9 protein-coding genes are annotated in these 14446 nt (G+C 53.2%); 7 read left to right on the forward strand and 2 right to left on the reverse strand.

From position 1 onward, the window contains the following. Positions 1-320: 320 nt before the first annotated feature. Positions 321-3878, forward strand: coding sequence for an AAA-like domain-containing protein (locus HCG48_RS21080; RefSeq protein ID WP_168570929.1), 3558 nt, complete (start codon positions 321-323; stop codon positions 3876-3878). A 367-nt stretch (positions 3879-4245) separates the two neighbouring features. Here HCG48_RS21080 and HCG48_RS21085 read toward each other — a convergent pair whose 3' ends face one another. Next, the gene (locus HCG48_RS21085) at positions 4246-4752 is read right to left on the reverse strand and encodes a single-stranded DNA-binding protein (protein WP_168570930.1); all 507 of its coding nucleotides are present in this window, start codon (positions 4750-4752) and stop codon (positions 4246-4248) included. A 555-nt stretch (positions 4753-5307) separates the two neighbouring features. Here HCG48_RS21085 and HCG48_RS21090 point away from each other — a divergent pair. The 6 genes from HCG48_RS21090 to HCG48_RS21115 all read left to right on the forward strand — a co-directional run bounded on the left by HCG48_RS21090 (position 5308) and on the right by HCG48_RS21115 (position 13275). Next, positions 5308-5862 (forward strand): thioredoxin family protein, encoded by a 555-nt coding sequence (locus HCG48_RS21090; protein WP_168570931.1) that lies wholly within the window; start codon positions 5308-5310, stop codon positions 5860-5862. A 168-nt stretch (positions 5863-6030) separates the two neighbouring features. Beyond that, on the forward strand, positions 6031-6759 hold the full coding sequence (gene pyrH, locus HCG48_RS21095) for a UMP kinase (RefSeq protein WP_168570932.1): 729 nt from the start codon (positions 6031-6033) through the stop codon (positions 6757-6759). Next, a complete protein-coding gene (frr, locus tag HCG48_RS21100) occupies positions 6746-7294 on the forward strand; it encodes a ribosome recycling factor (RefSeq protein WP_168570933.1) in 549 nt (182 codons plus the stop codon). Before pyrH ends, frr begins: the two co-directional genes overlap by 14 nt. A 295-nt stretch (positions 7295-7589) precedes the next feature. Next, positions 7590-8720: a geranylgeranyl reductase family protein gene (locus HCG48_RS21105; RefSeq protein ID WP_168571997.1), complete on the forward strand. Its 1131-nt coding sequence runs from the start codon at positions 7590-7592 to the stop codon at positions 8718-8720. A 273-nt stretch (positions 8721-8993) separates the two neighbouring features. Beyond that, positions 8994-9470 carry a riboflavin biosynthesis intermediates N-glycosidase gene (gene ybiA, locus HCG48_RS21110; protein WP_168570934.1) on the forward strand — a complete coding sequence of 159 codons (477 nt, stop codon included), beginning with the start codon at positions 8994-8996 and terminating at the stop codon, positions 9468-9470. Positions 9471-10446: 976 nt separating this feature from the next. Next, positions 10447-13275, forward strand: coding sequence for a GAF domain-containing protein (locus HCG48_RS21115; protein ID WP_168570935.1), 2829 nt, complete (start codon positions 10447-10449; stop codon positions 13273-13275). On the opposite strand, the gene HCG48_RS21120 is transcribed toward HCG48_RS21115, so the two are convergent. Continuing rightward, complete coding sequence (locus tag HCG48_RS21120) at positions 13236-14411, reverse strand: glycosyltransferase (RefSeq protein ID WP_168570936.1); 1176 nt, start codon at positions 14409-14411, stop codon at positions 13236-13238. The two genes, HCG48_RS21115 and HCG48_RS21120, sit on opposite strands and share 40 nt — an antisense overlap. Between the last annotated feature and the right edge of the window lie 35 nt (positions 14412-14446).

Here is a 14446-nt window from a genome sequence, read left to right on the forward strand (position 1 = left end):
TTTTATGGCTTAAGCCGTTTTACTTTTAAAATCTACAGGAGGAACGAAATTGCCGGGATGAGTGTCCCACCAAAAACCTTATTTAATCGCACTTTTGAGAACATCACTGACTCGATCTCTTTAAATGTCTATAAAAATTCTCAATCAGTCAAATCACCGTAGGGACACGGCATTGCCGTTTCCCTACAATCCTTATTGTTATTTATCGAATCCTTCTCAATCACTAATTGTTGACGTAAAAACTAGCTACATTAAAAATATTTTGCGATATATCAATTGCACAACTTATCGACAATTATTATAGTCCATCTATCATGGTTATGAGCTTGTATTTTTATCAAGTTGGTGGCAGTTTAGAACCCAATTCGCCCAACTATGTAGTTCGTCCCGCAGACTATCAACTCTACCAGGCTTTAAAACAAGGAGATTTTTGTTATTTACTCAATTGCCGACAGATGGGCAAATCTTCATTATTAGTGAGGACTTCCCATCGCTTGCAAGCCGAAGGATATCGTTGTACGAGCCTCGATATGAGTGCGATCGGCAGCCAACTGATTACGGCAGAACAATGGTATAAAGGGATCGTTGCCGATTTATGGCGCAGTTTCGAGTTGTTCGGCAAAGTTAATTTAAAACAGTGGTGGCAAGACAAAAAGGATTTATCGGTCAGCCAGCAATGTAAAGAGTTTATTGAAGATATTTTATTAAAATTTTTCCCAGATCGAAATATTGTTATTTTTATTGATGAAATTGATAGTCTTCTCTCTCTAGATTTTTGCGTCGATGATTTCTTTGCGCTCATTCGCTTTTTTTTCAATCAACGGGCGGTCAATCCCGAGTACAAACGGCTGAGTTTTGCGCTCTTTGGAGTGGCGACACCGAGCGATCTGATCGCCGATCGCCAACGAACGCCCTTCAATATCGGTCGGGCGATCGCCCTCGATGGATTTACACTGGAGCAAGCGCAACATTTAGCCTTGGGATTCGAGGGTAAAACCAGGGATCCCGAAGCCATCTTAAAAGCAATCCTAGGGTGGACTGGCGGACAACCCTTTTTAACCCAAAAACTCTGTTATTTAGCCCGAGTTGCCCTGGAATACCCGGCAGACGGCGAGGATTCTCCGGCCTTACCATTGCTTCCGATCGCGGGAAAAGAACGAGAGTGGATCGAGTTTTTAGTGCGCGATCGCCTCATTTACAATTGGGAAGAACAAGACGAACCGGAACATTTAAAAACCATTCGCAATCGTCTGCTCGTCAATTTTCAATCTGCCGCACGCCACCTGAGTTTATACCAAAAACTTTTAGAAAATGGCGATTGTGAACTGGACGATTCTCGCGAACAAATCGAGTTATTACTTTCAGGGATAGCGGTCAAACAAAATGGACGGTTGACGGTTAAAAATCGCATTTATCGCGAAGTTTTCGATCGCGCCTGGGTCAAAGCCCAACTGGATCGTTTACGTCCCTATGCTTCAGCCTTAGACGCTTGGCTAGCTACAGACCGAGAAGATCGTTCCCGTTTATTACGGGGTCGAGCTCTCGCCGACGCCCGCCTTTGGGCGCAAGGAAAGCGGTTGAGCGATGCGGACTATCAATTCCTCGCCGCTTCCGAACAGTTCGATCGCGAAATCGTCCAGCAAGCCTTAGAAGCGCAACGAGTGCGCGAAGTCGAAGGGCGACTGAAGGAACAGCACAAACGCTTGGCGTTAGAACGAGAAAATGCGCGGCGACAACGAACCTTTATTCTGGTACTGAGTGGGGTGTTAGCGGTGGCGGTGGCTTTAGGTGTTTGTGCGCTGTGGCAGTACCGAGAGGCGATCTCCAGCGAACGGCGATCGCGCGTCAGTGCGGTCCAAGCGCTAGTGTCGTCTTCTCAAGCCTTGTTCGCGTCAGAGCGCAATTTAGATGCCCTCGTCGAGGCGATCGCGGCCCACCAAGCCCTAGACCGCCTCCCGTCCGCCCCGAAACCCTTACAAACCGAGGTACAGGGGGTTTTGCAACAGGCACTCTACAGTGCGACGGAAGTCAACCGTTTTTCGGGACATCTCGGCTGGGTGTTGGCGGTGGAAAGCTCTCCCGATGGCCGACGGGTTGCTACGGGCAGCAACGATCGCACCGTGAGGCTTTGGAAACCCGATGGGACGCTCTTATCCACCCTTCCCCACGGTCACACCGTTCACGCCCTGGCATTCAGTGCGGACAGTCAATCCTTAGTGACCTCCAACTTAAATGGGATGGTCTATACATGGGATCGCGATGGCAGGGCGATCGGCAATTTTCGCGCTCACGATAGCGCCATTTGGGACGTAGCCGTCAGTCCGGACGGAAAACGAATTGCGACCGCCAGCGAAGACGGGACGATCGCCCTGTGGAGCTTCCAAGGACAACTCCTCGCGACCCTCACGGGACATCAGGGAGCGGTTTGGGGAGTCGCTTTCAGTCCCGATGGCAAGTTGATTGCCTCCGGTAGTGAAGACCGCACCCTTCGGATTTGGACGGCGGACGGCAAGGCGGCGACCAAAATTGACGCCCACGAGGCGGCGGTCTGGGATGTCGAGTTTGCTTTGTTAGAGGTTGACGGAGGCGAACAAAAGCAGACAGTCATTTCGGCGAGTGCCGATCGCACGATCGGTCTGTGGAACCCTGACGGAATGGCGATTTCCACCATCGAGGGTCACGAATCGGAAGTGTTTGAAATCGCAGTCAGTGCCGATGGCAAGCAAATCGCCTCTGCCAGTGCGGATAAAACAGTCCGCCTCTGGACGTCCCAGGGAATGCCCCTCAAGGTTTTCAAAGGCCATCAAAGTAGTATTCGCGGGGTTACGTTGCTCGGCAGTCGGGGGACGATTATCTCCGCCAGCGATGACTCTACGGTACGACTTTGGAAGCCGAACCGCCATTTTTCACAGAAAATCGTCGCCCATCGGGGGACGATTTGGGATATCGATTACAGTCCCGACGGAGAGCTCGTCGGGACTGGTAGCAACGATCGCACCCTGAAACTGTGGACGAGAGACGGGAGCTTAGTGCGATCGTTAACGACCTCTGAAGCAGCCGTTCTAGGAATTGGATTTCTTCCAGGGAAGAGCGCTTCTGGAGTAACCTGGGTTGCCTCCGCCAACAGCGATCGCACCATTAAAGTGTGGCAACTCGACGGAACTTTAGTACAAACGCTTGCCGGACACGATGGAGGGGTTTTGGATATTACCCCTTCTCCCAAGGGCGATCGGTGGGTCTCTGCCAGCGACGATAAAACCATCAAACTGTGGACTCGTGACGGTCAGTTACTCAAAACCCTGGTCGGACATCAGACCAGAGTCTACGATGTCGATTTTACGCCGGATGCGCGACGGTTGGTTTCAGCGAGTGAAGATGGCACAATTCGGGTCTGGAGTACAGACGGTGAATTATTAAAAACCATCGACGCCCATCAAAGCGGTATTTGGCAAGTGGCTGTCAGTCCCGACGGACAGAGGATTGCCAGTGCGAGTCTCGACGATACGATCGCCCTGTGGACGATTGAGGGTGAATTAGTCAAAACCCTTGAGGGATCTGGTATGGGCATCACTTCGATCGATTGGAGTGCCGACGGTCGGATGCTAGTGAGTGGCGGCGCTTCGGGGGTCGTGCAACTGCGCGACGCCGAGGGCAACGAGATCGCGGTGTTGAAGGGTCATCAGGGTAATGTTTGGGGAGTGGCGTTCAGCCCCGACGGCAAGCAAATCGCATCGGTCGGGGACGATCGCGCCCTGATTCTCTGGGATGTGGAGCGGATTGTCAATCTCGATCCGGTGGCTTACGGTTGCGATCTAATTCGCGATTACTTGCACACGAATTCGCAACTGAAAGAGGAACAACGGCAGTTGTGCGATTGACGGTGATGCGTTTTGTCGAGCGTATTCGACTCAATAATAATCCTCACTCTTTAAGAATACACGAATAGAATTCAAAAAAAATTTGCCCTTCCCTTAGAGAGTGACTATAGATTTGTGATACTAAAACTACAATATAGATATTTTAAATAGATATTTAAAATAGATATTTCAAGTCAGCTCGATACAATTACAACCGTTCCCGTAGGGTCCGCCATAGCCTAGCCTACGGGAAGCCGCTTCGCCTCTACGGCATAGCTTCGTGCTTTGCGCTTAGCGACTCCGAAAGAGTTAGGCGGATCGCGGAACTTCTGCACGATCGCCAGATCGCGCAGGGGCGCTGGCCAGCGCCCCTACTACCCTTTTCGGTCTAAAACGGGATTTCGTCGTCCATGTCGTCGTCACTGTCGTTGAAACTGGGAGCTGTCGGACGGGGGGTGGGGGGCGGTGGTGCTGCCGGACGGGAGGGCTGCGATCGCTCCACCGGGGGTTCCGGGCGGCGCGATTCCATGCTCACCAAGTTACTCGGTGCGGGCGATCGCGCGGCGGTGGGAGCGGGGGCGGTTTGGGAGGCGCTACCGTCGAGGCGATGAACCCGTTGCACGGTCAGTTCGGCGCGTTTCTCCTTATAGCCCTGGGGCATTTCCCGGGTTTCCATTTTGAGGCGCCCTTCGAGGACGACGCGATCGCCGAGTTTGAAGTCGTTGTGGATTTCCTCGGCACGATTGCCCCAGCCGACGACTTTGAGCGTTTCCGGGGGATCGTCGGAGCGCAGTGCGGGGAATTGCACCAACATCTCGGCGATCGCCAGGTTGTCATTTGTATATCGCAATTGCGGCGCTTCAATAATTTCCGCCATTAAAATACAACTATTCATCGGCTATCTGTCCGTACTTTTCTGTGGGCGATCGCGCAAAACAGGGATCGAGCCTTTAGGGATTATTTTAAAGGGCAATCGGCGCTTTTGTCTTAGGGGCGATCGGGCCGGGGGCGATCGTCGGCGTGGCCCACCTCAATCCCTTGGGAGTGGGAGCATTTTGCTCCCTACAGAGGTTCCAAATCATTTAGGATTGCTATAGCAGTCCTCAACGATTTGTCGGTGCGGGTGGGAACTCGACAGAGACCACAACGCCGCCATTAATAGTCTGAAGACTGCCTTGAGTGCGGTAGGGCATACGGGAACTCGGGTCGATGACCCAAATGCTTCTGGAGATTTAACCGCTACCTTGGCGGGTCCCAACCTGTCAGGGTAAGTCGGATCGTCGAAAGAAGAATCCCCACACCGCGATCGCTAAGGAGCGTCAAAGACTAAAGTAAAGGAAAAATAAGAATCGAAACCTGCCCTGGAGGGAATCGGAGTCAAGGTCAACCTTCGCCCCCCAAGATCGCCCCTCATTGATTAAACCGTCCACTGTAGATAGAGTGTTTTCTTATGGAAAATACCGGGAAGAGCATCGGCATCCACGCCCCAGATTTCGAGTTACCGGGGATTGACGACCAAGTGCATCACCTCGCCCGCTACCTCGACAGGTACCGTGCCGTTTGCACCGTTTTCATGTGCAATCACTGTCCTTACGTGCGAGGCTATTTAGAACGGCTCAAGCAAATTCAAAGCCAGTTCGAGGGGCGAGACTTTACCCTGATCGGGATCAACTCCAACGATGCGGTTCAATACCCCGAAGATGGGTTTGAGAAAATGAAAAGTTTCGCCCGGGAACACGGGTTGAATTTTCCCTATTTGCGAGATGCGAATCAAGATGTTGCCGCCAGTTTTGGGGCGCACTTGACTCCCCAAGTGTTTTTACTCGACCAAAGTGGTGTTGTCGGCTACAGTGGCGCGATCGATGATAGTCCCGACGATCCCAAAGCCGTGGGAGTGCATTACTTGCGCGACGCGATCGCCCAACTGCTCGACGGCGAAACCATTCGGATACCGTCGTCTCAACCTGTCGGCTGCTCCCTCAAGTGGCGCCAGTCCCCATCGTAACCGTCCGCGCCTCCTCCCGCGCCACCCTTGAGGCAGGGTTCGAGCCTTCGAGATCTCGCCACTGTGCCTCGCCACTGTGCCGCCCGCGTTCAAATCAGGTGGTGGCAAAATGGCTTCGTGCTGCTATCTTATGGTGGAGGCAATTAGAGTTGGGAAAAGAGTGAGTGCATGGGGATAGTTTACCGTCGGGTTTTGCTCAAACTAAGCGGTGAAGCCCTAATGGGCGATCTTGCCTACGGCATCGATCCGGGGGTCGTTCAAGGCATCGCCGAACAAGTTGCGGAAGTCACCTCTAAAGGGGTAGAAGTCGCGATCGTCGTCGGTGGCGGCAATATCTTTCGCGGCGTCAAGGGCGCTGCGGCAGGGATGGATCGGGCCACGGCGGATTATATCGGCATGATTGCCACGGTCATGAACGCCATGACCTTGCAAGATGCCCTCGAACAAATTGGGGTACCGACCCGAGTTCAAACCGCGATTTCGATGCAGGAAGTCGCCGAACCCTACATTCGCCGTCGCGCCATGCGCCATTTGGAGAAAAAACGGGTGGTGATTTTCGGTGCCGGATCGGGCAATCCTTTCTTTACCACCGATACCACGGCTGCTCTGAGAGCGGCAGAAATCGATGCAGAGGTGATTTTTAAAGCTACGAAAGTCGATGGGGTGTACGATTGCGATCCCCATCAAAACCCTGAAGCTCGACGCTACGAAAGCTTGACCTACGGTCACGTCCTGGCGAACGACTTGCGCGTGATGGACAGTACCGCGATCGCGCTGTGCAAAGAGAACAATATTCCGATCGTGGTGTTTGACCTTACGGTTAAAAATAATATTTGTCGAGCCGTCATGGGAGAAAAAGTCGGAACCATAGTGGGAGGTTACTGTGAAGTTATCTGAAGTTGAAAGTCATATGAGTAAGGCGGTTGAGGCGACTCAGCGCTCTTTTAACACCATTCGCACGGGTCGCGCGAACGCCGCTTTACTCGACCGGGTGATGGTGGAATATTACGGTTCTCCCACCCCGCTCAAATCTCTGGCCAATATCAGCACTCCAGATGCCAGCACGATCGCCATTCAACCCTACGATCGCTCTAGTTTGGCGGCGATCGAAAAAGCGATTTCGATGTCCGACATCGGCTTGACGCCGAATAATGACGGGAGTATCGTTCGCTTGAACATTCCGCCGTTGACGAGCGATCGCCGCAACGAATTTGTGAAATTGGCCGGAAAATATGCCGAAGAAGGCAGAGTCGCCATTCGCAATATCCGCCGCGACGCGATCGACAGCATTCGCAAACAGGAAAAAAATAGCGATATTTCTGAAGATGAATCTCGGGATTTACAAGATCGCATCCAAAAGTTGACGGATAAATATACCGCCAAAGTTGACGAATTGCTCGCGGCTAAAGAAGAAGACATCAAGACCGTTTGAAGCCCTAAAAATTGCTGACAGCTAGCCGGAGTTTGGCGAACGGGCTAGCTGTTTTCCCCTAGGGGAAATGGGCGATCGGCAAGGGCTTAAACGGTGGGTCGAACGAGAGTAAAAATCGATTTATAGAACCCAGATTCGTTAAAACTTGCCAATCTTTCCCATCAAAAATCTAAAATCTAAAAATATCTAAATTCTACAATCTACCATCCCGAATCACTGGCGCGAGGGATGTATGAGATCGCCAGTGGCGTGACTCAATCTAAAAAGTTTATTGAGGAGTGAAAGTTTACGCATGATGTTTGACTGCATTATCGTCGGTGGTGGCCCGGCAGGGGGCACGGCAGCTTATCACTTGGCCAAACGGGGGCGTTCGGTCTTGGTTGTCGAAAAAGAAGCCCTACCGCGCTACAAACCCTGTGGGGGCGGCGTTTCTCCGGCGATCGCCCAGTGGTTTGACTTCGATTTTTCTCCGGCTATTTCTTTGAAAGTCAAACAACTGCGTTATACCTGGCAAGGTGGCGATCCGATCGATGCCGAAATTGAAACCCCAGAACCGATGTGGATGGTTCGCCGGGACGTGTTCGACAATTTCTTGATCGAACAAGCCAAAGCCCAAGGAGCCCAAGTGCGCGACAATACCGAAGTGACCGGGGTTAAGTTCGCGGGCGATCGCTGGACCGTCACCACCAACGGCGAACCCGTGGAAGGGCGCTATCTGATTGCGGCGGATGGGGCCAAAGGCCCGATGCCGAAATTGCTCGGGTTTAAAGAACGCAAACCCCATACTGCATGGGCGATCGAAGTTTCCGGCAGCGAAAGCGACGACTCGGCGCGGATTCAGTTCGACCTCGGACAAGTCAAAAAAGGGTTTATCTGGAACTTCCCGAAAGCTGACGGCTACTCGATTGGGGCGGCGGCGTTGCAAGGGCGCAGTAAAGATAACCTCGACAAAACCATGCAGACTTATGCGGGTCAACTCGGGTTGAGCCTCGACGGCGCCAAACATTACGAACATGGGTTATGTTTGTGGGACGGCGAGCAGAAATTACATACCCAAAATGCGCTGTTAGCTGGGGAAGCGGCTTGTATGGTCGATCCGCTCACGGCGGAAGGGATTCGTCCGTCGATGTATAGCGGTATGAAAGCGGCGGAGGCGATCGATGGCGCCCTCGGCGGCGACGCTAAGGCTTTAGAAACCTACACTCAAGTCATGAATGAGGAGTGGGGAAGCGATATGACTTGGGCGGGAAGACTGGCGGGGGTCTTCTATCAGTTTCCCGGTTTGGCTTATAAGGTGGTTATCAAGCAGCCTGCGGCGACTTATCGCATGGGTCAAATTCTCTGCGGCGAATTGCGCTACGGCGAAATCGCCAATAAAGCGATCAAACATATTAAAGGGAGCTTAATTCCCGGTCGCGGTCGGTAAAGGAAGAAGGGCGATCGGTATTCAATCCGGGTGCAGTGGTTGTACCCGGATTCGATCTTTTAGATTTTAGATTTTAGAGTTTAGATTGATAATCTTGTAGAGCGATCCGATTGGAGTGGAGACCTCGATCTAGGAGGCTTTCTGGCTCGAAAGCGGGCAAGATGCCCGCCCTACAGATTTTGATTTAGGATGGATATAGTGTGCTTTTTTGCTCGAAAGTGGGCAAGATGCCCGCCCTACCGATTCCGATTCTCCCCTTCCCACTCCAATCCTATGACGATTTACTTTTATAAAGTTCCGGATCCCTATGGCTGTTTTTCTAACTTTTCTCCTCACTCGATTCATTTGAACGGTCGGGACTGGCCGACGGTGGAACATTATTATCAAGCGCATAAGTTTGTCGGAACTCGGGACGAAGGGTTGATAGAGAAAATCCGAGGGGTGAAGACGCCGGAAGAGGCGGCGGCGTTGGGGCGCGATCGCGGATACGAGGTTCGTTCGGATTGGGAAGGGGTCAAACGAGAGATCATGTACGAAGCGGTGTTGACGAAGTTTCTCACCCATAGGGACATTCAAAAGGTGTTGTTGGAGACGGGAGACGAGGCGATCGTCGAGGATTCGCCCACGGATTATTACTGGGGGTGTGGCGCTGAAAAAACGGGAGCGAACCATCTGGGTAAAATCTTGATGGAGGTGCGATCGCAGCTTCGCGATCGAGCGGTTTTCACTGAAACAATTGTGGGCGGGTGAGGGAAAAACGAGAGCAGTTCCGGCGGGGGAGATCGAGGGCGATCGCCTCAAAACCTCGATTTCGACGGCGATCGCTGCCCGAGATCGTCGGCGGGTGGCGATCGCTCTGTTAACAAATACCAACCCAAGATTTTCACGATTTTCTTGTTATCATAATTGACAAACTCAAAAATCGGGGATCGAAAACATCCATCAAGCTCGGGTCGATTTTCCATCGGAGTTGAAGGTCGAAATCTCCCTTGATTGCGGCTAAGACTTCTGGGGTCAAAAGCGTCAATCTTCTAGAGTATCCCGTTGCCGAACTGGGATAAAAACGCCCATTGAAACCGAGTTGAAAGGGTCGATATCGCTCGATTTCAGCGCTCAAGGAGGCGATCGCCAATCCGGAAGATGCTTCGTGGATTGAAGCGGCTCAAGCTCGATTTGTTTCGATCGCGAATGGGTGAAAACCCGCTCGACATCGCCATGCTTTAAAGTATAAAGTTAGACAACGCGATCCTGCGGTCGAATCCGGCTCGATCTGGATAGCTCGGCGATCGTTGGCGGTCGGCGATCGTCGCGTTTGAGGACGTGATTTTAAGGCTCGGAATCGAGTTTCTTTTTTCTCTGAAAATTTTTGAGAAAAATTAAGTTTAACAAATAAAAAACTAATTTTTGCATCAATCCGTCATCAAGGGTCGCATCTTCCAAATTTAGGAGAAAATACCAACAAAGAGGAGCTATTAAATTAAGGAGGGAAAAGTTTACGCTAAAACCCGCTCGAAAAAGGGTGAGTCGAGGACCGACGGGCGATCGCGAAAAATATCTAAAAAGATTGAAACTCGGGAGTGTCATTTTGATGTTGCCAACCCCTCGTAGAACAGGAAAAACGCCGATTGCAAGGGGAAAATCACCGAAATTTTCAAGATGGGAAGGGGAAGGGGGGAAAAGTTAAAAACGGGGTTCCCTTGGCGTTGGTACGGTCTAAGTTTAAAAAATGAAACATACAGAAAATCACGTGCGATCGCTCCAACAGAAACTCGATCGGGAAGTTTTACTTCACCGAACGATCGATCGCATCCGACAATCCCTCGAATTAGAAGAAATTCTCACGGCAACGGCGGCAGAGATCCGCTCGTTCCTGGGAACCGATCGCGTGATGGTCTATCGCTTCAACCCGGATAGTAGCGGCGAAGTGATTGCCGAATCGATTGACGAAGGGCGCTTGTGTTCCCTCAAAGGGCTCAACTTTCCCCCGGACGACATCCCACTCGAAGCGCGAGAGCGCTTTTTGCAACAACGAGTGCGATCGATTGTCAAAGTCAATTCCCAACAAATCGGCTTGAGTCCATTTGGCTGCAACGGGAGAGAAGATCCCGGCGAACGCGAACAAGTCGAAATCTCCTATCGCCCCCTCGATCCGTGTCATATGACCTACCTCAAAGCGATGGGGGTTTACTGTTCGCTGGTGGTTCCGATTATTGCCAACGGCGAGTTGTGGGGTTTGATCGTCTCCCACCACGCCGAAGAACGGGACATCTCCGAAGAAGACTTACAACTGGTACAACTGGTTACCGACCAGGTCTCGATCGCGATCGCCCAAGCCACCTTACTCGCCAAAACCCGGGAACGACAAGCGCGGGAGGCGACGATCAACCGGATCGCCACCTTACTGCACGGCAGCCCCGAGATCGAACTGCAAGGGGCCTTAGAAGCGACGGTGCAATCCTTAGACGGTTGCGGGGGGCGCGTGTATATTGCCCCCGCCGAAGGGGACGACGACGTTCGCGGGAGGCGTCTGCCGGAAATCTTCGCGTGGGGCGATCGCCCGACCTTTCCCGACGCGACCGAGACCCCCATCTTAGAAGAACATCCCCAATGGCGCCAGTGGCGAGAACGGCGGCGAAGCCCCAGCCACAATAGTAGCCAGGTTTACGAACGCGCCGACGCGATCGCCGACCTGTACAAAGACCCCAGCTTGGCGGCGATCGCCCCCGCCTTCAAAAACACCCAAATTCGCGGTCTTCTGGTCATTCCCCTGTACTACCGCCAAAAATTCCTCGGTTATCTCAGCATCTTCCGTCACGAAGTCGATACCGAAACCTTGTGGGCCGGACGGTTCAACAGCAACGTCCGCCAACTGATGCCCCGACAGTCCTTTGAAGCGTGGCGGGAACGCAAAAAAAACCAAGCCCGAGAGTGGACCGACGAAGAACTCCAAATGGCGAAAGCCCTCGGCGATCAATTCTCGATGGGCGTAGGCCAATACCTGCTCTATAAAAAAGTTACAGCCCTCAACGCCAACTTAGAATATCAAGTCCAACAACGAACCGCCCAACTGCAAAATACCCTCAAATTTACCCGCATTCTCAAGCAAGTCAGCGATCGCATCCGCAGTACCCTCGACCTCGACGAAATCTTGCAGACGATCGTCGGGCGAGTTCGTAATTTACTCAACACCGATCGCGTCGTCATCTACCAATTTCGAGGGGACGGAACCGGAGAAGTCACCGTCGAAGACGTGCGCGGCAACTGGAAATCGGTTCTGGGTACCCGTTGTCCGGGGGATTGCTTTCCCCAAGCTTACGGTAACCTTTACCTGCGCGGGCGCGTGCGGGCGATCGACGATATCGCCACGGAAGATCTGACCCCCTGTCACCGGGAATTTTTAGAAAGCTTGCAAGTCAAAGCAAATTTGATCGTACCGATTCGCATGGGTTCCGACTTGTGGGGACTGACGATCGCCCACGAATGCCAAGGGCCGAGAGTTTGGAGTAAAGACGAAATCGAACTGGTGCAACAACTCGGCGATCAAGCGGCGATCGCCATTTCCCAAGCCGAACTCTACCGCAAAAGCCAGCAAGCTGCCGCCACCGCCGAAGCCAAAGCCCGGGAACTGACCGTCGCCTTGCAAGACTTGCAACACGCCCAAGGTCAACTCGTCCAAAGCGAGAAAATGTCGAGTTTGGGTCAACTGGTCGCCGGAGTCGCCCACGAAATCAACAATCCCGTTAACTTCATCTACGGTAACCTCGCCCACGCCACCGAGTACGCTCACGACTTGCTCGAACTGCTCGATCTCTATCAAAAACACCTACCCGAACCGGATGTCGAGATCGTCGATCTGATGGAAGATATCGACTTCGAGTTCTTGGTCGAGGACCTGCCGCGAATGCTCGCCTCGATGAAAGTCGGCGCCGATCGCATCCGTCAGATCGTGCTGAGTTTGCGCAACTTCTCCCGGTTGGATCAATCGGAAATGAAACCCGTCAACATTCACGACGGGATCGACAGTACCTTGATGATCCTGCATCACCGGATCAAAGCCAAGGGCGATCGCCCGGCGATCGAGATCGTCAAAAACTACGGCGACCTCCCCTCGGTGGAATGCTATGCGGGACAGCTCAACCAGGTGTTTATGAATATTCTGGGCAACGCGATCGACGCCCTCGAAGAAGCTTGGATCGCCCACTCCCACCCAGACCAGCCCCCGGGGCCGACACCCTCTATTCGGATTACCACCGAACGCCATAAAAATCACACGATCGCCATCGAAATTCGCGACAACGGGCCGGGAATTCCCGAACACCTCAAAAATCGCATTTTCGACCCCTTCTTCACGACCAAGGACATCGGCAAGGGTACCGGGATGGGCCTGTCGATCAGCCATCAGATCGTGGTCGAAAAACACGGCGGTCAGTTCGTGTGCGAGTCCGAACCCGGGAACGGGACGACCTTTCGGATCGTGATTCCGATCGCCGCCCTCCGACCGTCACCCGGGCCGACTCATCCAGTCGGATCGAGGCTTTCCGAGCGTTCGAGCTGACCTCCCGGCCCGATGTAAAACCGACGTCCCCGCCATTGGATTTCGTTACTGGCGTAAGCCCAGACGGCGATCGCCAGCATTTGCAGATCGACGATCGGCAACAGGAGCAAGTCCGTCGCCGCGCCTCCCAAACTCACGTAGGCGATCGCGTAAGCGCACCAGATCCCCAACCCGGCGGCCCCCAACGCGCAAGCGGCGATCGTCGCCCCTCCCCAGGCGAAGGCGATCGCCAAACTGCCTAAAAATAGGCCATTCCACAAAAACTCGACCGCCGTTTCGATCGGCGCCACGAAGCGCACGTGACGGGACCACCGGAGCTGCTGGCTCCAGGCTTGACGCCAACTCCACGGCCCTAAGTATACGTCGATCGCCTGGGGAACGATCGCCCCCCGCCAGCCGAGGGCGCGCAATTTCGGGTAAATTAAACCGTCGGCGCACATCACCCCCGACAACGCCGCAAAGCCGCCCATCTCCGCCAACGCTTGCTGGCGGACTGCCATCCATTTACCGACTACAAACGGGGTTTTGAATAAAGTATAACTGCCGCAAATCGAACAGGCGATCGCCGTCCCGATCCGCAGCGATCGCAAGCGCGCCCCCAACGTGAGGGGCGATCGCACTAAAAACGGCGCCGCCACCAAACCGATTTGCGGGTCTGCAAAGCTGGCGACCAACCGTTCCAGGGCGTCCGGTGGAGGGCAGGTATTACCATCGCTGACCAGGAGAATCTCGCCGCACGCCTGGGCTTCCAATCCCGCCAAATTACTCATTTTCGGGTGGGCGTCCGGGGGAGAGTCGGTGAAAATGACCCGCATCGGCGCTTCCGGATGGGCCGCGAGAAAACGATCGATCGCGGGCCACGCCGGATCGCGGCGATCGCCGATGCCGATTAATACTTCATAAGCTATACTCTGTAAGTTGAGAAACGCCTCTAAATTGCGTTCGAGGCGATCGTCGAGTCCCTTAATCGGTTTGAGAATACTCACTCTCACCGACGAATCCACCTCTGGCGGTGCGGGCGATTCTCCTCGGTCGATGCTGCGCGATCGCAGAAAATATAAAGTCGCTACAACCATCGCCCAAGCCGTGACCGACGCCAACACGGCGATCGCGATTCCAATCCCATTCCATAGCATATTTTTGGCGTTTAAATCGAGTTCGGTTAAAGTAT

This window comes from Oxynema aestuarii AP17 (assembly GCF_012295525.1).
GTDB classification, from domain to species: domain Bacteria; phylum Cyanobacteriota; class Cyanobacteriia; order Cyanobacteriales; family Laspinemataceae; genus Oxynema; species Oxynema aestuarii.